The 21,455-nt window shown below is 50.5% G+C and carries 19 protein-coding genes; 10 read left to right on the forward strand and 9 right to left on the reverse strand.

Annotated elements, in window-relative coordinates; translation table 11 throughout:
* Window positions 1-8 precede the first annotated feature (8 nt).
* Window positions 9-1,115, reverse strand: a complete 1,107-nt coding sequence (locus F463_RS0110310; RefSeq protein ID WP_018987008.1) for a TIGR03790 family protein — start codon at window positions 1,113-1,115, stop codon at window positions 9-11.
* Between the two features lie 107 nt (window positions 1,116-1,222).
* On the opposite strand from F463_RS0110310, the gene F463_RS0110315 reads away from it, so the two are divergent.
* On the forward strand, window positions 1,223-1,930 hold the full coding sequence (locus tag F463_RS0110315; RefSeq protein ID WP_018987009.1) for an SDR family oxidoreductase: 708 nt from the start codon (window positions 1,223-1,225) through the stop codon (window positions 1,928-1,930).
* Between the two features lie 16 nt (window positions 1,931-1,946).
* On the opposite strand, the gene F463_RS0110320 is transcribed toward F463_RS0110315, so the two are convergent.
* Both F463_RS0110320 and F463_RS0110325 read right to left on the reverse strand, forming a co-directional pair.
* On the reverse strand, window positions 1,947-3,107 hold the full coding sequence (locus F463_RS0110320; RefSeq protein WP_018987010.1) for a GNAT family N-acetyltransferase: 1,161 nt from the start codon (window positions 3,105-3,107) through the stop codon (window positions 1,947-1,949).
* An 83-nt stretch (window positions 3,108-3,190) separates the two neighbouring features.
* A complete protein-coding gene (locus tag F463_RS0110325) occupies window positions 3,191-3,778 on the reverse strand; it encodes an EF-hand domain-containing protein (RefSeq protein WP_245545215.1) in 588 nt (195 codons plus the stop codon).
* Window positions 3,779-4,232: 454 nt separating this feature from the next.
* Here F463_RS0110325 and ompR point away from each other — a divergent pair, with 454 nt between their 5' ends.
* Complete coding sequence (ompR, locus tag F463_RS0110330; protein WP_018987012.1) at window positions 4,233-4,958, forward strand: osmolarity response regulator transcription factor OmpR; 726 nt, start codon at window positions 4,233-4,235, stop codon at window positions 4,956-4,958.
* A 60-nt stretch (window positions 4,959-5,018) separates the two neighbouring features.
* The gene (locus F463_RS0110335; RefSeq protein WP_018987013.1) at window positions 5,019-6,296 is read left to right on the forward strand and encodes a sensor histidine kinase; all 1,278 of its coding nucleotides are present in this window, start codon (window positions 5,019-5,021) and stop codon (window positions 6,294-6,296) included.
* A 3-nt stretch (window positions 6,297-6,299) separates the two neighbouring features.
* Here the strand turns inward: F463_RS0110335 and cysG are convergent, their stop codons facing one another.
* Entirely contained in the window at window positions 6,300-7,688 is a 1,389-nt protein-coding gene (gene cysG / locus F463_RS0110340) for a siroheme synthase CysG (protein WP_018987014.1), read from the reverse strand.
* 111 nt (window positions 7,689-7,799) lie between these two features.
* Here cysG and miaB point away from each other — a divergent pair, with 111 nt between their 5' ends.
* On the forward strand, window positions 7,800-9,137 hold the full coding sequence (gene miaB / locus F463_RS0110345; protein ID WP_033413405.1) for a tRNA (N6-isopentenyl adenosine(37)-C2)-methylthiotransferase MiaB: 1,338 nt from the start codon (window positions 7,800-7,802) through the stop codon (window positions 9,135-9,137).
* A gap of 2 nt (window positions 9,138-9,139) precedes the next feature.
* Complete coding sequence (locus F463_RS0110350; protein ID WP_018987016.1) at window positions 9,140-10,090, forward strand: PhoH family protein; 951 nt, start codon at window positions 9,140-9,142, stop codon at window positions 10,088-10,090.
* Between the two features lie 37 nt (window positions 10,091-10,127).
* Here the strand turns inward: F463_RS0110350 and F463_RS14310 are convergent, their stop codons facing one another.
* The 3 genes from F463_RS14310 to F463_RS0110365 are packed head-to-tail and all read right to left on the reverse strand — an operon-like array spanning window position 10,128 to window position 14,191.
* Window positions 10,128-12,491, reverse strand: coding sequence for a bifunctional diguanylate cyclase/phosphodiesterase (locus F463_RS14310; protein ID WP_018987017.1), 2,364 nt, complete (start codon window positions 12,489-12,491; stop codon window positions 10,128-10,130).
* A gap of 57 nt (window positions 12,492-12,548) precedes the next feature.
* Window positions 12,549-13,175, reverse strand: a complete 627-nt coding sequence (locus tag F463_RS0110360) for a glutathione S-transferase (protein WP_018987018.1) — start codon at window positions 13,173-13,175, stop codon at window positions 12,549-12,551.
* Window positions 13,175-14,191 carry a quinone-dependent dihydroorotate dehydrogenase gene (locus tag F463_RS0110365; RefSeq protein WP_018987019.1) on the reverse strand — a complete coding sequence of 339 codons (1,017 nt, stop codon included), beginning with the start codon at window positions 14,189-14,191 and terminating at the stop codon, window positions 13,175-13,177. Before F463_RS0110365 ends, F463_RS0110360 begins: the two co-directional genes overlap by 1 nt.
* A gap of 154 nt (window positions 14,192-14,345) precedes the next feature.
* Here F463_RS0110365 and F463_RS14800 point away from each other — a divergent pair, with 154 nt between their 5' ends.
* Complete coding sequence (locus F463_RS14800) at window positions 14,346-14,471, forward strand: DUF3149 domain-containing protein (protein ID WP_018987020.1); 126 nt, start codon at window positions 14,346-14,348, stop codon at window positions 14,469-14,471.
* Window positions 14,472-14,520: 49 nt separating this feature from the next.
* Here the strand turns inward: F463_RS14800 and F463_RS0110375 are convergent, their stop codons facing one another.
* Window positions 14,521-18,390, reverse strand: coding sequence for a DUF3683 domain-containing protein (locus F463_RS0110375; protein ID WP_026295508.1), 3,870 nt, complete (start codon window positions 18,388-18,390; stop codon window positions 14,521-14,523).
* 95 nt (window positions 18,391-18,485) lie between these two features.
* Between F463_RS0110375 and F463_RS0110380 the strand changes: the two genes are divergently transcribed.
* Genes F463_RS0110380 through F463_RS0110390 form a run of 3 tightly spaced genes read left to right on the forward strand, consistent with a single transcriptional unit; the run spans window position 18,486 to window position 20,162 of the window.
* A complete protein-coding gene (locus tag F463_RS0110380) occupies window positions 18,486-18,992 on the forward strand; it encodes a TlpA disulfide reductase family protein (RefSeq protein ID WP_018987022.1) in 507 nt (168 codons plus the stop codon).
* Window positions 18,992-19,402, forward strand: coding sequence for a CopD family protein (locus F463_RS0110385; RefSeq protein WP_018987023.1), 411 nt, complete (start codon window positions 18,992-18,994; stop codon window positions 19,400-19,402). Before F463_RS0110380 ends, F463_RS0110385 begins: the two co-directional genes overlap by 1 nt.
* A gap of 4 nt (window positions 19,403-19,406) precedes the next feature.
* Window positions 19,407-20,162, forward strand: coding sequence for a hypothetical protein (locus F463_RS0110390; RefSeq protein WP_018987024.1), 756 nt, complete (start codon window positions 19,407-19,409; stop codon window positions 20,160-20,162).
* A 43-nt stretch (window positions 20,163-20,205) separates the two neighbouring features.
* Here F463_RS0110390 and F463_RS0110395 read toward each other — a convergent pair whose 3' ends face one another.
* Entirely contained in the window at window positions 20,206-20,703 is a 498-nt protein-coding gene (locus tag F463_RS0110395) for an SRPBCC family protein (RefSeq protein ID WP_018987025.1), read from the reverse strand.
* A gap of 153 nt (window positions 20,704-20,856) precedes the next feature.
* Between F463_RS0110395 and F463_RS0110400 the strand changes: the two genes are divergently transcribed.
* A complete protein-coding gene (locus F463_RS0110400; RefSeq protein WP_018987026.1) occupies window positions 20,857-21,423 on the forward strand; it encodes a TetR/AcrR family transcriptional regulator in 567 nt (188 codons plus the stop codon).
* The last annotated feature ends 32 nt before the right edge of the window (window positions 21,424-21,455 follow it).

Genomic DNA, 21,455 nt, shown 5'->3' on the forward strand with positions numbered 1-21,455 from the left:
CCTGTAGCTTACTCCTCTGTGAAGGGAGCACTTTTGGCATAAGGTTTGGCAAGAGGCTCCCCTATAAACAAACCTTGCATGGGCCACTTGACGCTTTTCCAGTATGCTTCCACCAGGGTTTCACCCGCCAGATAATGCCCTAATACGATTTGCGGATTGGGAAACTTCTGCCAATAATTACATGGCTCGGAAACGGTGCCATAGCTACCTGTCACGCCCGCATCCAGCCAGCGGCTAGCTGGCATCTGCGTATTGTAACTGCCCAACACCCCTCCTGCTGAAGTCAGATGATCGGCAATCGCACCCGGCAAATAGCTATTGGTCAGCATGTAATCCACCTGTTTTTGACCGGTGAAATAAAACATGACCGCAGACTGCTTTTCAATCGCTTCCTGGCTCAAGGTATGCAAAGTCAGTTTTTTGGATTTAATGGTCATGCCATCTTGCGGAAAAAAAGGTTCACGTGGCTTGGAGCGCGCCGCATCACGTGTTTTAAGAAAATAACCATCCGCCTCATTAAGGCTAAACTCACTGAGCACCCCGCGATCAATGAGAGCCTTGGCAGCCTCTACACTGGTAATCGGCAACAGCATGGACAACCGCAGATGATGGTCTGCCCATGGCCGCAATGACGCGCTGTTAAAGTAAGGGCTGTCGCGGCCTGGATCACAGGTTTTACGGCACTGATTGAGATCCAGACCTAATGTCAGGGCGCTGGTCAGGCTGTTGCATTGCACAGCAAAAGGTGTACGCCAAACCAGTAGCAACACTTGCTGGTGGGTCAGTTTGGCGTCCAGTTGCGTTTTCAGGGATTCAAATTCCGCGACGCTCAGTGCATCCTTGGCATGCCTGGGTAACTCCACCCCAATCAGGTTTTCTATCGGCACTTGCCTGGCCTGCAAATAATAGCGGGCAACTTCTTCACTCTGTGCATCGTTAATGTTGTAAATCACCGCCACATCTTCAGGCTTTAACAGGGAAGGCCTGGACAAGATTTTTTTACTGACATCCCCTGCGCCCGCCATCACCTGGGTGGCAAAACAGATCAAACCCAGCCCAATCCAGAGACCCACTTTTGCTCCGTACACTTTTGCTCCGTACTTAGCCACATCCATTCACTCAACACTCCATAGCGATTGCAAAGATATCACTCTGGCATACAAACCAGCGTAAAATTCCATCATATCCCAGATTCAACTGATTACATGAAATGAGGTGAACGATGGCAATTCAAACGACGGCAGCACAAACGATTTTAATCACTGGTGCCAATCGTGGTATCGGACTGGAATATGTAAAGCAATATGCCGAAAGTGGCAGCCAGGTATACGCCACTGTGAGAGACCCCGCCCAGGCAACATCATTGCAGCAACTGGCTGCCGAGTACTCCAACGTAGTGGTATTAACACTGGATGTGGCTGACATCACCACCATCCGCGACCTGGCCGGCCAATTGTCCGCCATTACCGTGGATATTTTAATCAGTAACGCAGGCATCTATCCTGAAAGCAGATTTGGCAAAACAGATCCACAGGCCTGGTTGCATGCGTTTCAGGTCAACACCCTGACGACCTATTACCTGGCAGAAGCCTTCTTGCCCCAACTTAGGCGCGCCAGTCAGGCCAAATTAATTGCCATGACCAGCAAGATGGGTAGCATAGAAGACAACAGCAGTGGTGGTGAATACATTTACCGCAGCAGCAAAACGGCCTTGAACATGGTTGTCAAAAGCCTGGCCCTGGACTTGAAGGAATTCAATATTGCGGTCGCAGCACTTCACCCAGGCTGGGTACGCACAGATATGGGCGGCCCGAATGGACTAATTGACACGACAACCAGTGTGCGCGGGTTGCGGCAGGTGATCGAACATCTAACTTGCGAGCAATCTGGCCAGTTTATTGCCTATGATAGCAATCTGATTCCATGGTAATGCTTGGCCGTAAAACTTAAGCGGGCGAGGACGTGACTTTATAGGGACTACGCTCTTCGAGTTCGTCCACGTAATGTTGCATCGTTCCCGCCTCGCGTGCCAGGAAACGGGCCACGCTTTGGTGAAAATCAGCATGGTTTAAATAATGGTAAGAACAGGTAGGGTAAGGCGCAAAACCACGCGCCAGTTTATGCACCCCCTGCGCACCGCCTTCAAAATAGCGGATGCCATGGCGGATACAAAACAGCTGTGGCTGGTAGTAACACAGTTCAAAATGCAGGCAGGATATCTCGCGCAGGCTACCCCAGTATCGGCCATATAATGTGTCGCTGCCTAATATACACAAGCTGGTCGCAACATCATCGCCATTTTGCGCCGCGATAAACAGCCTGAACTGTTCTGGCATGTCGCGGCTGATCTGCTCAAAAAAAGCCAGCGGCAAATAAGGACTGCTGCCATGCCGATAATAGGTATTGCAGTAGCATTGATAAAATAAGGCCAGCTCTGCCTTGCTCACGTCATGACCATTGACCTCACGGCAAGACACGCCTTGCTGGGAGACTTTATTGCGCTCCTGGCGGATTTTCTTGCGTTTGTCGCGGCTGAGTAAGGCGAGAAATGTTTCCCAATCCGGGTAACCCGCATTCTCCCAACGGAATTGCACCCCGTTACGCCGTAACCAGTTGGCGTCTGCACATTCACTGGCGGATATCGGGTCAGGGAACAATACATGCGCACCAGACAACCCATGTTCTTGGCATAAGGCCCGCATGTGCGACAACATGGCTGATCCCAGCGCTTGTGGGTTGGCATAGCGAGGATGCATCAGTAATCTCGGGCCTGTCACTGGGGAAAATGGAATGGCGGAAATCAGCTTGGGATAATATTGCCCCCCCGCTTGTTCATAGGCATCCGCCCAGGACCAGTCGAATACATACTCCCCATAAGAATGTGTTTTGAGGTAACAAGGCGCAGCAGCTAGCAATTGCTCGCCATCAAACACTGCCAAATGATAGGGAATCCAACCGGTTTGCTCGCCCACAGCAGCTGATGATTCAAAGGCAAACAAAAACCGGTAATCCAGCATGGGATGATGTCCGGCCACTGCCTGCCAGGCGACAGGTGAGATTTCCTGCAATCCGCGATACCAGACAAACGATAACTGGCTGATATCCATGCTTGCTTAGCAGAAGAGAAAAGAGGCGCCAGATGGCGGACACGCCTCAATAGCCGTTGGCATGTGGTAAAGAAGCATTCACGCTAGCTAGGATGTTTGCGTACGGCCGAAACGTCCTTGCTGCTGGAGCTTGCAGAACTATTGGCAGGAATGACTGATGAAGTGGACTTGGATTTTATTCTGGACCGCGTGTCAATGTCTGAGTCACTGACGATACTTTGCTGGGCTTCGCTTTTGGCTTCCGCTTCCCGTTGCCTTTCCACCATCTTGGCATAAGCAGTCTCAAGCTCATCCAGCGTAATCACCCCATTGTTATCGAGATCTACATAGGAAAAATGGCGGGCGACCTGCGGCAAACACAGCGTAGCCTCTTCACGGTCCAGTGAATCATCATTATCGCGGTTACATTCATTAAAACGCTGCGAAATGCTGTCATGCATAGCCTTGCGTTTTTGCAACATGAGTTGGTGGTCAGGGTCTGTATTGCGTGCGTAATCAGACAATGCCTTGCGCAAGCGTGCGCGGTCCTCCGGACTAAAATTATGCTCCAGGGTTTTGGAGAGGCCGACATCATCATTCTCTATAACGCGACTATCCGTGAGCCGGATAGGTAATTTGAGATCTGCAAATACAGGGAATGCCAGCAACATGAGTGTTGTCAGCAAAAACACATGCTTCAAATGTCTGATCGCTCTAAATATCCACATCCAAACGTAATACCTTACTGCCGTTTCACCAGGACTTCTTTTTAAACAACCGTTTTCAAAAGTGAAACTAGCATGATTAACATGGCTGATATTGCCTGAGTTTGTCTCAGGCGGCTTACCATAGCGCAAATATGGCCGCTCAATCCACTTATTTAACACAAAATAGCACTTTGTTCAAAGCGGTTTCGCGATTTTGAGCAAAGCATCATGCATCATGATTGTAACTGCAATATTTCATCGCTGACGCTATTTGTAACCAAGTTGTAACTGCTCCCACTTCATGCCCGTCAGAGCTTAGAGTATAATTATTAACAATAAGTTTACGGCCCCGCCGTTTTCCCCTGTCCAATATCAGGTCAGCCTGATAGCAATCTAGTGCGTTAACAAGCACGCCCGCTTCTGTGTAAAAAGGTACGTAATGGCAGAACAGTTAAAAAAAATCTTGATGGTCGATGATGATTTGCGTATGCGAGAGCTATTACAGCGCTACCTCACAGAACAAGGATTCAATATCAAATCGGTTTCCGATGGCAAGGAAATGGACAAGGCCATGTCTGCCGAGAGTTTTGATTTATTGATTCTCGACCTCATGCTACCGGGTGAAGATGGCCTGGCGATTTGCCGCCGCCTGCGTGGCTCTAACCATCTCACACCCATCATCATGCTCACCGCTCGCGGCGACGAAGTTGACCGTATCGTTGGTCTGGAAATGGGGGCAGATGATTACCTGCCAAAACCGTTTAACCCACGTGAACTGCTTGCCCGTATCAACGCTGTGTTACGTCGCCACGAAATCACGCCCAAGACCGCGACAGAAGAAAAGACGTCAGCCTTCCAGTTCGGCGACTTTGTGTTTGATACCAATACCCGCAGTCTCACCAAAAATGGCGCACCTATTACGATTACCAGTGGTGAATTCACCCTATTAAAAGTGTTTACCGAACACCCGCGCCAGCCACTGTCCCGTGACCGCCTGATGCAACTGGCCCGCGGGCGCGAACTGGATGTATTTGATCGAAGCATAGATGTACAAGTGTCACGCCTGCGCCGAATTATTGAGCCCGATCCAGCACACCCTCGTTATCTGCAAACCATGTGGGGCTTTGGTTATGTGTTCATCCCGGATGGCGAAGCGCCACAATAACCCTCTGTCTCCGCCCTAGCCCCAGTGCGTTTACTGCCCCGCAGACTGCTGTCCAGAATCATGTTACTGATTGCCATTTTGCTGGCCGTCAGTATTTACGCATCGCTTAAAATATTTGATTACTTTGATCGCGAACCGCGTGCTACGGCGGCAGCCCTGCAGGCCGTCACCATTGTGAACTATACCCGCGCATCGCTGATTGCCTCACATGAAAACCGTCGCCTGGCACTTCTATCAGAGCTGTCCGGGCGTGAAGGCGTACGTGTTTATGCTGCAGACTTTTTGGAAGATATTGAGCCCTTACCGGCAGATCCTTTCATTAACCTGGTGGCGCTCAAAATCCGTGAACGGCTGGGCGAAGAAACCATTATCACTGTCAACCATTACGATATCCCTGGCTTGTGGATCAGCTTTAATCTCGGCCAGGATGATTTCTGGGTCGTGATCCCAAAAATCCAGGTGGATCGCCCCTTTCCCTGGCATTGGCTGGGATGGGCCGCCGTGGTCGGCTTGCTGTCATTAGTGGGGGGGTATTTGCTGACAGCCCGCATCAACCGGCCGCTGACCATGCTGGTACATGCCGCAGAACGGCTACGTAATGGCGAGCCTGCGCCCAAACTGCCAGTAGATAGCGTGGAAGAACTACGCGAAGTGACACACACCTTTAACGAAATGGCGGAATCCCTGGCACGCCTGGATGCAGAACGTACTTTGCTGCTGGCAGGTGTATCGCACGATATCCGCACGCCGCTAGCACGCCTGCGGCTGGCAATAGAAATGCTACCGCAAGAAGCCGACTATATGAAACAGGGCATGATTGAAGACATTTCCGATATGGACAATATCATCCACCAGTTTCTGGATTTTGTGCGCGGTGTGGAAGGCGAGCCCACACGCATGATGGACATTAACGACTTGCTTAACGCCCTGGCGGAACGGCAACGTCGTGCTGGCCGTGAGCTTAAAATCTCATTAGGACCCAAATACTTTATCCCCATTCGTCCACTGGCCATGCAACGACTGCTCGACAATCTGGTTGGCAACGCCTATAACTATGGCAAAGGTAAGGTCGAGGTGCGCAGCCAGGTGATGGCCGACAAGATTGTGATCAGCGTGCTCGACAATGGACCCGGCATTCCTCCCGAACACGCAGAGCGCTTACTTCGCCCATTTGAGCGTATGGATAGCGCACGAAACAAATATGAAGGAGGCAGTGGCTTAGGATTAGCCATCTGCAACCGCATTGCCGCCTTGCATGGCGGCCAGCTGGCACTGCTTAACCGGCCTGAAGGCGGACTGGAAGCCCGACTTTCGCTACCTATTCTGCCGAATACCTGATCTTTATTCAGTCGGCGTAAACCAGTTGAGGCGTGACCTCAACTTCACCACTTCACCAATGATCGTCAGGCTAGGCGGCTTCAACCCGGCTGCCGCAACATCTGCAGCCAGATGCTGTAGCGTAGACTCCACTACCCGCTGCTTCTGCGTAGTACCCTGCTGGATCACTGCCGCCGGCATCTCTGGCGACACGCCTTGTGCAATCAGCTTGCTGCAAATCTGCTCCAGACCCACCAGCCCCATATAAATCACCACGGTTTGCTTGGGGCGTGCCATGGCTTGCCAATCGAGGTCTATGGTGCCATCTTTAAGATGGCCGGTAATAAACAAACAGGCCTGGGCATAGTCCCTGTGCGTGAGTGGAATCCCGGCATAACTCGAAACCCCATTGGCCGCCGTGATACCTGGCACCACCTGGAATGGCACACCATGCTGCATCAGCGTCTCAATCTCTTCGCCGCCCCTGCCAAAAATAAACGGGTCGCCGCCTTTTAAGCGCAACACCCGCTTGCCCTCCAGCGCCAGCTTGGCCAGTAAGGCATTAATCTCTTCTTGCGGCAAAGTGTGTTGGTCACGTGACTTGCCGACATACACCAGCTCCGCATCCCGGCGTACCAACTCCATCACCTCTTTGCTCACCAGCTTGTCATACACGCACACATCGCATTGCTGCATCAGCCGCAAGGCTCTAAAGGTTAGTAAATCGGGATCCCCCGGACCACCGCCCACCAGGTACACCTCGCCGCGCGTGGGAGCATCCTGCTGCTGACTTAACAACTCCCCCAACAATTCACGCGCCGCCTGCTCCTGCCCAGACAACACGCGCTCCACCAGCGGACCATTCAACACATCCTCCCAGAATCGGCGCCGCGCGGGCAGATTGGAAAATTTGGCTTTCACCTGGTCGCGAAACTCTCCCGCAATGGCGGCAATGCGGCCATAAGCCGCGGGCAGCATGGTTTCGATTTTGCTACGAATATGCCGCGCCAACACCGGCGCATTGCCTTCACTCGAAATCGCGATCACCACCGGACTACGGTCGATCACTGAACCCATGGTAAACGTGCATAACGCAGGCGCATCGACAACATTCACAGGGATTTTCAGGCGTTTGGCCGCTACTGACACCGCCTCATTGACCGCCTCATCATCGGTGGCAGCAATCACCAGACACGCACTGCTCAGCTGTTCGGCATGAAACTCAGCAGGCACGTAGTCAATTTCTCCCTGGGCATGCATCTCCCGCAATTCTTCGCACAACTCGGGCGAAATCACGGTGACCTGTCCTTGCGCCTTGCGTAACATGATCACCTTGCGCGTCGCGACATCGCCACCGCCGATGACGATACAAGGGCGTTGCGCAATATTGAAAAAGATCGGTAAAGCTTGCATGCAGAGAAGGCTTCGATAAGAAAAGTGTATTTTACCGCAGTCCGTTGTCTTGGCTGGGGTTTCCCCTGCAAATACGCTAAAATACTGTTTTTGTGAGAAATTTAGCGTTCAATGAAGCACGAGAGCGGAAAAAAGATATTCATTAAATCGTTTGGTTGCCAAATGAACGAATACGATGCGTCACGTATGATAGACCTGATGCGCGAGCATGAAGGCATGACGCAAACCGAGAACATGGAAGAAGCAGATGTGATCCTGCTGAATACCTGTTCAGTCCGCGAAAAAGCAGAAGACAAGGTGTTTAGCCATCTCGGCCGCATGATCCCGCTCAAAGAAAAAAATCCCAACCTGGTGATTGGGGTTGGCGGCTGCGTGGCCAGCCAGGAAGGCGAAGCCATCATTCAGCGCGCGCCCTATGTCGATGTGGTGTTCGGCCCGCAAACTCTGCACCGTCTGCCAGAGCTGATCAAAGCAAAACAGGCTGCCGACAAGCCGCAGGTAGACATTGCCTTCCCTGAGATTGAAAAGTTTGACCATTTGCCGCCCCCTCGCGTCGAAGGGGCCACCGCCTTCTTAAGCATTATGGAAGGCTGCAGCAAATATTGTAGCTTTTGCGTAGTGCCTTACACCCGTGGCGAAGAGTTCTCGCGTCCGTTTGAAGACGTCATTACCGAGGCGATTCAGTTGGCTGAGCAAGGCGTCAAAGAGATCACGCTACTCGGCCAGAACGTGAACGCCTACCGCGTGCCTTATCAAGGCATTGAAGCCGATTTGCCACTATTGATTGAAACCATCGCAGAAATCCCGCAAATCGAGCGTATCCGCTACACCACCAGCCACCCGAATGAAATGAGTGAGCGTCTGATTGCGTGCCATGCGACGGTGCCCAAGCTGTCCAACCAATTGCACCTGCCAGTACAGGCAGGCAGCGACCGCATTTTAATGGCCATGAAACGCAACTACACGGTCTTGCAATACAAAGGCCTGATCCGCAAGCTGAAAGCGGCCAATCCGGCCCTGACCATCACCAGCGACATCATTGTCGGCTTTCCTGGTGAAACCGAAAAAGACTTTCAGGCCACGCTCAAACTCATGCGCGATGTCGGTTTTGATTACAGCTTTAGCTTTTTATACAGCCCCCGCCCCGGCACCCCAGCCAGCTACCTGCCCGACGAAACACCGCAAGCAAACAAAGCGGCCTGGCTTAAGCAGCTGCAAACCGAAAACGAAGCGAATGGCGATGCGATCAGCCGCGCCATGCTGGGCACGGTGCAACGTGTGCTAATTGATGGACCATCATGGAAAGACCCTAACCTGCTGGCGGGTAAAACCGACAACGGCCGCGTGGTAGATATTGCTGCCGATGCACGTTTTATCCATCAAATGGTCCAAGTAAAAATTACCGACGTCTATAACCCCAAACGCCTGGTCGGCGAAATAGTGAATTAAGCATGGAAATTACCCTCAGCCCTGAAGACAACCTGATGCTGGCCAACCTGTGTGGTCCGCTCGATGAAAATATCCGCCAACTCGCCAATGGCCTGGATATCGACATCAACCGCCGTGGCAGCACGTTCTACCTAAGCGGCACGCAAACCAATATGCGCCTGGGCGTACAAATGCTAGAGAATTTTTATGCACGCTCAAAAAAGCCGATTGAGCTTGAAGATATTCAACTCGGTCTGGTAGAGATCGACAAACTGAAACCTGAAGAAGTCGCCAGCAGTGCCATGCCTGTACTGATGACGCGACGCGGCGACCTGCATGGTCGCACCCCGCGCCAGGTCAGCTACTTGCAACAGATACAAGACCATGACATCACTTTTGGCATCGGCCCAGCGGGTACAGGTAAAACCTATCTGGCTGTCGCCAGTGCAGTGGATGCCATGACCCGTGACCGCGTGAAAAGAATCGTATTAGTGCGCCCGGCCGTAGAAGCAGGCGAACGCCTGGGCTTCTTGCCCGGCGATTTAAATCAGAAAGTCGACCCCTACCTACGTCCGCTGTATGACGCCTTGTATGACTTGGCTGGTTATGACACCGTGAACAAAATGTTTGAACGCGGCGCGATTGAAGTCGCCCCGCTCGCTTATATGCGCGGCCGCACGCTCAACCAGAGTTTTATTATTCTGGATGAAGCGCAAAACACTACGCCAGAGCAAATGAAAATGTTCTTAACCCGCATCGGCTTTGGCACCAAAGCCGTGATTACCGGCGACGTGACACAGATTGACCTGCAACGTCACCAGAAAAGTGGCTTGGTCGAAGCGCAAAAGATTCTCAAAGAAGTGAAAGGTATCGCCTTTACCCAGTTTATGTCTCAAGACGTGGTACGGCATCCGTTGGTGCAGAAAATTATTAATGCGTATGAGAAGTTTGAGCAGCACGCAGAAAAGAGCTAATTTACCAGCAGTGTATGGTGGTGGCCATAATCACCATTTATAGAGGTGTATTGGTCTTTACACGGTTAATTTCCAACAGCCAGCTATCGATCGGTTGTGGTCTGGAAAACAAATATCCCTGTTGCACGACTTCAGCCTTTGCGTTTAACAGGATAGATTGTGCCTCTGTCTCCACGCCTTCGGCGACAACCCTCAAATCTAACTTTTGGGCGACGGCAAGGATGGCGTCAATTAACACTTCATCACTCTGATTGGTTGGCGCGTCCTGGACAAAGGTCTTATCTATTTTAAGCTCATGCACGGGTAGTTTTTTAAGGTAAGCTAAAGATGAAAATCCGGTCCCAAAATCATCTATCGAAAAATGGATACCCAGACTACTGAGCATCTTCATCTTCTGGATAACCTCTTCAACGTTATTTAACACCATGCCTTCAGTTACTTCCAGCGTAATCCTGTCTCCACTCAAACCATAGATTGAGAGCATCTGCTTTATTGAATCGGTAAACGTGTGCTGCCTGAATGTTCGTGGACTGATATTGACCGATATCCTGTATTGGAATGTTTGCAAGCGGGGAGAGACCAGTAGCTTGCATACCTCGTGCAGGACAAAATGATCAATATGCGTAATCAGGATAGAGTCTTCAGCCACAGGAATGAAAATATTGGGCGGGATAAATCCTTGCTCCGGATGTTTCCACCTCAGTAACGCTTCTGCTCCAACGATCTCGGCCGAGGCATTGACCTGAGACTGAAAATACAACTGCAGCTGTTGATTATGCAAGGCATCGTGCAAGTCACGCTCTATCTGGTAATACTTTTCAACCGCCTGCGCCATGGGAGACTCAAAAAATACGGTTTGATTACCGCCTCGCTGTTTGGCAATATGCAGTGCTGTATCTGCATTCTTTAATACCGTCAGCGCGGTATCATTATTGGCCTCTGGAAAAAGGCTCACGCCGATACTAGCTGTAATATGTAGCGGTGTACCTTGAATATTAAACGGTTGCATGATCACTTTGGAAACGTTGCCAACAATCGTGGCTGCATGATGCATCATGCTTCCTTCGTACGACAAAGGATGATGAATATGAATGGCAAACTCATCCCCACCATAACGGGCGATCATGGCGTGATCAAACTTCAAATCTATCAAGCTCTGCGCAACATTTTTCAGCAAATCGTCACCAAAGCGATGGCCACGCGCATCATTCAAATGCTTGAAATTATCAATATTGATCAGCATCAGAATGTCATTTTGCATGTGACGCTCAGAAGATAATAAATGCTGGGTTAAATGACTGATCAGCAAGTTGCGGTTCGCCAAGCCTGTGAGTGTGTCGTAATTCGCTAATCGGTAAGCCTCTTCTTCCGCTTTTCTTTGCAGAGTGATGTCCTGCTGCACAGACAGGTAATTCGTGATGTTGCCTTTGTCGTCCCGCACCGGTGCGACCACGGCCTGCTCTACATATTCAGTACCATCTTTACGAAGGTTGACAAAGCTACCGTGCCAGACCTTGCCTTGCAGCAAGCTGTCCCACAATGCCTCTATAGAGGATTTTGGAGTCTTATGCGAAGCCCTGAACCCCGGTTTTTTTCCTAACACCTCGGCTGCGGTATAACCGCTATTAATTTCAAAAGCTTTATTTACGTACTCAATGTGACCGTCTAGGTTGGTGATAATTGTATTCACGGGCGACTGTTCTATGGCCTGTGACAATTGACGCATGCGGGACTCAAGCGCTTTTCGCTCTGTAATATCCCACATAATCCCCTGCAGGTAGCTAATATGATTATGCTCATCTTCTATATAAACAGCTTCATCATGAAAGATTCGCCACTCACCATTTTTTGCTCTGAGCCTGTACTCGCATGAGAAACCCGTTTTCTTCTGATGGGCATCCTCCAAGGCCTTGATGGCCACAAGCCTGTCTTCTGGGTGGATCTTCTCCATCCAGGCCTCAGTCGAACTCAGCCATTCTTCTACAGTATATCCAAGCTCAAGTACTTTAGGACTGACATATACATTTGAACTTGCATCGTTGATATTGGCACGATAGATAATCGCCGGAACCTGCTCAGTCAGGGAGCGATAGATCGCTTCACTTGTAGACAGTTCTTCTAGAGCTTTGTGCTCTGCTGCCTGTAACACCAGCACTCTGTGCAATAGCCTCTTGACCAGCACGTACAACAAAAGGGTGGTCAGGCCTACAAACAGCCAACCTTTTAAGATACTGACCTGAGTAATTTTTTCCGGCTCTTTGAACAACAAGCTGACAAAGGAGTCTGACAGCCAGATATATAAAGCCGATACGACTGCATAGACAAAAACCACTTTAAGCACTCCTTGCTCAAAGTTGCCATGCTTAAAAAGCGCTTTTGCTTTATTAGCTAAAGACTCCATCCTATTCCCTGGTTTATCTAAATACTGCATTAAATAGTCCGCGAAAGAAGATCAGGACTATCCCTCGCTGGCGGTCATAGAGAAAACTGGCATCTTTTGCATGATTTCTGCAAATAATGGGCCTTCTAACCACCCAGCCAACCACGCTCTGAGTTGGGGATATATGCTGGTTGCAAACCACGCTGCGTCCACTGCTGCAAACTGCCTAATAAACGGGAAAATGGCGACATCCGCCATGCTGGGTTTTTCACCAAGTAAATAGCGATGCTGAACTAGTGCAGTTTCCAGCCTATGCAAAAACAGCTCTCCCTGTTCACGGTAAAAGGCTTGTGTATGTTCTGGATAATGGTCGGGATACTTGTAGCGGTCTAACGCTTTTTTAAAATCACCGTCATTGAGTGCAATCAGTTGACTCATTGCCTCAGGGTCTGCATTAAGCCAGCCTTGCGGATCGTTCTGGGCCAGTGCCCACTGCATGATATCCAGGCTTTGCTCCAGCACAGTGCCGTCTGGCAGTTGTAATACCGGCACGGTGCCTTTGGGGGAAATCTGCAATAAATGTACAGGTTTTTCGCGCAAAGAAATCTCACGTACTTCCACCTGGATATTCGCCGCCCAGATTGCCATGCGGGCGCGCATGGCGTAAGGGCAGCGACGGTAAGAGTACAAGATTGGCAGTGCCATTAGAGTAGTGCGCGTCGACAATCTTTAATCAATTGCGGACCTTTGTAGATGAGTCCGCTGTATAACTGAACCAAACTGGCACCTGCGGCGATTTTTTCTTTGGCATCGTCGCCATTCATAATACCGCCAACACCAATAATCGGCAGGCTGCCTTGCAACGATGCTGCTAAGGTCTGGATGACGCGTGTGGAGCCCGCTTTTACCGGTGCACCAGACAATCCACCCGCTTCTTCTGCATTCGGCAATCCAGCCACGGCATCGCGTGACAAGGTTGTGTTAGTAGCAATCACGCCGTCCATGCGATGCTGCATCAGCAGTTCAGCGATTTCTTGCACTTGTTCGGTGGTTAAATCTGGGGCAATTTTGAGCACAATAGGCACATATTTGCCATGCAATTGCGAGAGAATTTTTTGCTCGGCTTTGAGTGTCGCCAGGAGTTGTCCCAGCGCTTCTTTTTCTTGTAGTGCACGCAGGTTTTTGGTGTTGGGTGATGAGATATTCACCGTGATATAACTGGCATAGTTATATACTTTGCGCATGCAAGTCAGGTAGTCTTCAGCGGCGCGGTCGTTAGGGGTGTCAAAATTCTTGCCAATATTGATGCCAAGAATACCTTTGAATTTTGCAGCTTTGACATTCTGGATCAGTTGATCGACACCGAGGTTATTAAAGCCAAAACGGTTAATAATGGCTTCGGCTTGTGGCAAACGGAACAAACGTGGTTTGGGATTGCCCGGTTGTGCGCGTGGCGTGACCGTCCCTACTTCAATAAAGCCAAAACCCAGCGCGGCCATGCCATCAATCACCGCCGCATTTTTATCCAGCCCTGCAGCAAGGCCCACAGGGTTAGGGAATGTCAGTCCCATTACCTGGGTAGGTTGATCTGGCAAACGCGGAGCAACCAATTTCAGCAGGCCCATTTTTTCTGCACGCTTGAGCGATTGCAAGGTGATATCGTGTGCTTGCTCTGCATCGAGTTGAAACAGCAGAGGTTTAAGCAGGGGGTAGACATTCATACTTCAATTTCCTGAACAGGGTTTGCAACATTGCAGCCTATGCCAACGTTTGCTGCTTACATCACTTTTGCGTTACATCAAAAACCATATTGTTAATAGGGTTCAAAATAATCGTCAGATGGCTTGCAAGATTATCTGACAGGAGGAACCCAACATGAAAATTTTGATTGATTTATTATCGACTGACTATGGTTTGATGAGCTTTATTGTGATCACGGCGATTCTTATCGCGATGACTTGGGCGGGTATTTATGTCTACATTCGTGCTCGCAAGCAATAACTCATCCACCAGTCAGTAGAACAAACCCCGCTTCCGCGGGGTTGTTTATTTAAAGCAATACTTTCTCGATACCGCCGTTATTGGCTTTCTGGATGTAGTTTTCCATCCAGTTTTCACCGAGCACGTGCTTGGCCATTTCCACCACAATGTAGTCAGCCTCAATACCGGTATCATCACCGTAACGTGACAGGCCTTGCAGGCAGCTTGGGCAAGAAGTCAAGATTTTGACGGGTTGCTCAGGCGCACCCACGGTCAGGCCCATCTTGGCCATGCCTTTTTCCAGCTCTTCCTGCTTGCGGAATTTCACTTGGGTGGCAATGTCGGGACGTGCTGCCGCAAACGTACCGGACTCGCCGCAGCAACGGTCATTCAATGCAACTTCGGTGCCCATCAGCTTGTTGGTGACTTCCAGTGGTTTGTAAGTCTTCATCGGCGTGTGGCATGGGTCATGGTACATGTAGCGCGTACCGGTGACACCTTGCAGGCGCATGTCTTTTTCCATGAGGTATTCGTGGATATCGAGCAGACGGCAGCCTGGGAAAATCTTCTCAAACTCGTATTTCTGCAACTGATCCATACACGTCCCGCAAGACACGATCACGGTCTTGATATCCAGATAATTCAATGTATTGGCCACACGGTGGAACAACACACGGTTATCCGCCGTGATTTCCTGACCTTTATCATGATTACCCGCAGCCGTTTGCGGGTAGCCGCAGCACAGGTAGCCTGGTGGCAATACGGTGATCGCCCCCACTTCATACAGCATGGCTTGCGTCGCTAGGCCCACGTTGGAGAACAGGCGCTCGGAGCCACAACCCGGGAAGTAGAACACGGCTTCCGAATCCTCAGTCACTTTTTGCGGATTGCGGATGACCGGAATCATGGTGTCATCTTCCAGCCCCATCATCGCACGTGACGTCTTGGACTGCATTTTCTTGGGCATTGGCCTGTTAATGAAGTGAATCACCTGCGCCTTGATTTCTGCCCTGCCCACGGTCGCTGGTGGTGCTTTCTTGTCTTTTAGCAAACCAAATTTCTTGGCCAGGCTGTTGGCGATATTAATGGCTTTATAGCCCATTTGTATCATGGTGCCGCGCAGCAATTTGATCGTTGCCGGGTCTTTGACGTTCAGGAACATCATGCCAGCTGCGGTGCCAGGGTTGAATTTCTTTTTACCCTGTTCGCGCAGGAAATTGCGCATCTTCACAGACACATCACCGAAGTCGATATTCACCGGGCACGGCTTCTCGCAACGGTGGCAGACCGTACAATGGTCAGCGACGTCGTTGAATTCGTCAAAATGCTTGAGCGAAATACCGCGGCGTGTCTGCTCTTCGTACAAGAAGGCTTCGATCAGCAGCGATGTCCCCAGAATTTTGTTCCGTGGAGAATACAGCAGGTTGGCTCGTGGCACATGGGTGGTACACACGGGCTTGCACTTGCCGCAACGCAAGCAGTCAGAAATATCATCAGCGATCTCGCCAATGGCAGACTGTTCCATAATGATGGATTCTTGCTCCAGCAGGCCAAAGCTAGGCGTATAGGCGTTTTCCAGGCCTGAGCCCGCCATCAGTTTGCCTTTGTTAAAGCGGCCTTCAGGGTCTACCTTGGCTTTGTATTTGGCAAAGGTATCAATGGTCGCCTGGTCCAGGAACTCCATTTTGGTAATGCCAATGCCATGCTCGCCCGAGATCACACCATTGAGGCCGCGCGCCAGGTCCATCACGCGTGCCACCGCTGCGTGAGCGTCCTGCATCATGCCGTAGTCATCTGAGTTGACCGGGATATTGGTATGCACATTACCGTCACCGGCGTGCATGTGTAACGCGATAAATACGCGGCTCTTCAAGACGGTTTTCTGAATCTCGTCGAGCTTGTCTAGAATCTTCTGATATTCGCGGCCAGCAAAAATATCCGCCATCGGGCGCTTGAGCTCACGCTTCCAGGAGATACGCAGATCATAAGACTGCACCGCACGGAACACATTGTCATACTGTGCAAATGATTTACCCATTTCGCCCAGTACAGAGACAGGTTCATCCAATGTGTTGAGGATCAGACGCCATCTGGCTCTCACATCGCGCAATAATTGCAGTGCGATATTCTGTTTGGATTTCACGCCTTCAGGATCGGCATTGCCATCCTCATCTGGCTGCAAAGGCAAATCGCCAGAGACAAAGGCCTCCAGCTCGTCGACCAGCCGCAGTTTGTTATTGATGGAGAGCTCGATGTTGATGCGCTCAATACCATCTGAGTACTCACCCAGGCGCGGCAATGGAATCACCACGTCTTCGTTAATCTTGAAGGCGTTGGTATGGCGGGCAATCGCTGCAGTGCGTGAACGGTCCAGCCAGAATTTTTTACGCGCCTCAGCCGAGACAGCAATAAAGCCTTCACCATTGCGGGCGTTACACATCCGCACCACGGCAGAGGCGACTTCGCCGACGGCGTTTTCGTCATCAGAGGCAATATCGCACAACAACACCATTTTCGGGCGTTGCTGGCGGGCGGCCTTGGTGGCGTAACCCACGGCCTTCACATAGCGCTCATCCATGTGTTCCAGGCCGGCCATGATGACTGCAGGATCCTGTTTGGCGGTCGCATCCAGGTAATCCTTGATTTCCACAATCGCTGGCACAGCGTGTGAAACGTTACCAAAAAACTCCAGCGCAATGGTGCGTACATGCTTGGGCATGCGGTGCAAAATAAACGTCGCAGAGGTAATCAGGCCATCGCAACCTTCTTTTTGCACGCCAGGCAAGCCAGACAAGAACTTATCGGTCACGTCCTTGCCGAGACCCACCTTACGGAAGCTAGGGCCAGGAATTTCCAGGATTTCTGGCTCGGACAACAGATTTTTGTAATCAATGTCGTAACGGCTGATTTTAAAGCGCGCCACGTCGATATCATGAATCTTGCCCAGGTTATGGTCCAGACGCTCCACTTCCAGCCAGGTCGCGTCTGGCGTCACCATACGCCAGGAGGCCAGGTTATCCAGCGCCGTGCCCCACAAGACTGCTTTTTTACCACCGGCGTTCATGGCGACGTTACCACCAATGCAACACGCATCGGCAGAAGTTGGGTCACAGGCAAACTCCAGCCCGGCCGCAGTGGCAGCATCCATGGCACGGCGTGTCACCACACCGGCGCCGCACTCAATGGTGGCCACCTGGCGTGAAACGCCTGGCAAGGTACGCATTTGCACGCCGGTATGTTGGTCCAGTTTTTCGGTGTTAATGACGGCAGACAAAGGCGTCAAGGGTACGGCGCCACCGGTATACCCCGTACCACCGCCCCGCGGGATAATGGTTAACCCTAATTCGATACACGCACGCACCAGATAGGAAATCTCAGCCTCGGTATCCGGGTTGATTACGACGAATGGATATTCAACGCGCCAGTCAGTGGCATCGGTCACGTGTGACACACGTGCCAGGCCATCAAACTGCACATTGTCCTTGCGGGTATATTTGGTCAGCTTGGCCAGGGCTTTTTTACGCAGCTCAGCCGTTTGCTTGAAGTCATCAGCAAACTTTTCTATGGCTTTGGTTGCGGCTGACACCAGCTTCTGGACTTTGTCGTTACCACCGCTGCGTTCGTTAATAGCAGAAATACGGTGATACAACGCCTCGATCAATGCTTTGCGACGTTTGGGATTTTCCAGCAAGTCATCTTGCAGATAAGGATTACGTGACACCACCCACAGATCGCCCAATACCTCAAACAGCATGCGTGCACTACGGCCTGTTTTGCGCTCTGCGCGCAGGACATTCAGTATTTCCCAGATTTCCTCACCCAGAAACCGAATGACGATTTCACGGTCTGAGAAAGAGGTATAGTTGTACGGGATTTCACGTAAACGCGTGAGAGGAGTAGAATCGTGCTTTAACAAATCTGCGTTGACAGGTGCGTTCATTGATAATTTATCAAAAACAAAAGCCAATTATAACACGCCGCCTACGGCACAAACACGTTAAACGGTCTAGGGTTTTTGAGTAAGCAGGTTTTCGGATGTCGATATTAAATACTAAGTTCAAAAAATGGCTGGTACCACTGATTGCGCTGTTATTGTTTGTCGGCCTCGCAGTGGCCGTGATGCAAAAACCGCAGGCGCCCGAAGTGACTTTTACCACTTTGGATGGTCAAAAAATCAGTATGCAGGCCCTGCGCGGAAAAACGGTACTGGTGAATTTCTGGGCCACTGACTGCCCGGGCTGCATCAAAGAAATGCCTGAGCTGATAGACACCTACCAGCAATACAAAGACAAAAATTTCGTCGTGATTGCGGTAGCCATGCCCTATGACCCTCCGGCACAGGTTGCCAACTACACCAGGGAAAAAAACCTGCCATTTGCCGTCATGCACGATGGCTATGGCGAAATGGTCAAGGCGTTTGGTGACGTGAACCTGACCCCCACCAGCTTTATTTTTGACGCGCAAGGCCAGCGCCTGCAAAAAGTGATAGGCGAACTTAACTTCGCTGAATTGCGCAAACTACTTAACCAGAAAGCCAGCTGATGCTTTGGGTTAAGGCGCTTCACATTATCTTTGTGACAAGCTGGTTTGCAGGCTTGTTTTACCTGCCACGTATTTACGTCAACCTGGCAATGGAACAAGACCCACAAGCCCATGCCCGGCTGATCCTGATGGCCAACAAATTGTACCGCTTTATGCAGCCACTGATGTTGCTGGCACTGGCATTTGGCATTTGGTTATGGCTTGGCTACGGTTTCACAGGCGGCTGGCTACACGCCAAGCTGACACTGGTTGTGCTATTGATCGGTTACCACCATTACTGCGGCAGGCTGCTTAAACAATTCAAAGCCCAGCAAAACCGCCATAGCCATGTCTGGTTCCGCTGGTTTAACGAGATACCGGTGCTGATTTTGTTTGCCGTTGTGATCCTGGTTGTGATCAAACCATTCTGATCACATGCCAACCGCCCTGCTGCAATCCGAATGGCTGATACGCATGCTGGACAAATCCGGCAAGCAAGCCTCCCAAAAGCTCCTGGGCCTGTTTAATATTCTGGACGACCTGTTGTCCAGCCCGCTATATAGCGCAAATGCACCGCAAACGTTTGAGTCAATCCCTGAATCCGACACCCCGGAAAGGCTGCAAAACTATCTTACTACCCAGGCGCAACTGGCTGGTGCCAGGCTACCTGACATGCTGGCCAACCAGTTGTACTTTATGGCATTGAGCGCCTGCCAGGAAAAATTGCGCAACAAGCAATCCAGTGCACTGCAACATGCCAGGCACGCAGCTCAGGCGCTGATTGATGAACAAACAAAACGCGAAATCAATTGGCTGGCGATCCGCAACTACAGCATTGTCATCATGGCATTATTCAGCGGCGTCATGGGCGGTTATTATTGGCACATGCAATTGGCCATTCACCCCTCCATACAAACAGCAGAAACACCACAGCCATCGCCACACCCGCTCTCGCTTGAAGCCAGCCCCTCGGAAACTGCCGCCATTTACAGCCGCCTGGAAACCATGAAACATGGTGATTGCCGGCTGCTGGAAGCACTTCAATTGCCCGACCGCGTCAAGAGCGTCTACATCGAAAATATCATTAACGGCCACGTCACCACCAACCGCGACGAACAAATACTTGTGAATCAGCTGTTAGACCAGGTGCAATGCAATTACACGCCCAAACTGATGGCGAACTCAAAATAAAAAAGCCGTCGCGGTAACGACGGCTTTTGATTGCTGCACAGATCTACTGGAACAATGTTTTCAATTGGTTCAAGCCACCATCATAAACACCTTTGATCGTGTCTGAAGCGGCCTTTTCATCCGCGGGTGCTTTAGGCAAAAAGTGGCTTTCCCAAACCACCACTGACTTACCCTCACCATTGCTGTGCACACTCACGGTTGAGGCATACTCATTGACTGGCAACACCCCCTCTGTGATTTTATACGAATAGCTTTTAGACTTCGGGTTGTAAGCTGTCAATGTTTCATTGATCTTGCCGCCGTCTTTGAGGGTTAACACTCGCTTCGCTCCTGCGCTGTTGTTTTTCCCGGACACAATCTCTGTTTTTGCCACGGCAGGATGCCAAGCGCCCAAATCGCCAAAATCAGAAACCTTCTTCCATACGACATCCGCTGACTGATTGAGCTCTACAGACTTCACTACAAACAGTGGCTCCGCAGCAAAAGCACTGCCTGCTACTGCCAATAATGTTGCCAACACTAATGATGATACTTGACGCATAGTTTTCTCCTTATGTAATTTTTGATGCACTATCAAATATATACTATACAGTATAGTATATTTACCACAACATAAAACATCAATCAATAGGAGTTAATCCTTTTAAAAAGACTTCTTGGTATACAAGATGGTATAGAGTGCTATAATTGAGGCATGAATACGCTAAAGCAGAAGATTCTGCAGGTATCCACAGACCTGTTTCAAACGCGCGGCATCAACTCCACCGGCGTGGATACCATCGTGGCTGTCGCCGGCACCACCAAAATGACGCTTTACAAATATTTTGAAACCAAGGAAGAGCTGATACTGGCCGTATTGCAGCAAAGTCATCAGGATTTCCAGAACTGGATGAACGAGAAAATGGGCGGCCTTGGCGGTAGCCCAAATGAGAAAATCCAGAAACTGTTTGATTTTATTGAGGAATGGGTGACCTCCCCTTCTTTTACCGGCATTGCCTTTATCAAGGCTTCTGCAGAATTCCCCAATGAAGAAAACCGCATCCACCAGCTGTCTTTCCAGCAATCGCGTGAATTCCGCCAATTCATTTCCAAACTGGCACAAGACGCCAATATCAAGGATGCAGAGGGTCTGGCCCTGCAACTTTCCATCCTGTTTGAAGGTGCCGTTCAGGCCGAACAAATCAAGCGCGGTTCAGGGGCGATCAAATCGGCCAAAAAAGCGGCCAAGGCGCTGATTGACCTTGCCATTAAGCAATCCTGACCATCTTCGGGACATGCGCCTCTTGCCAGCAT

This window comes from Methylophilus methylotrophus DSM 46235 = ATCC 53528 (genome assembly GCF_000378225.1).
GTDB lineage: Bacteria > Pseudomonadota > Gammaproteobacteria > Burkholderiales > Methylophilaceae > Methylophilus > Methylophilus methylotrophus.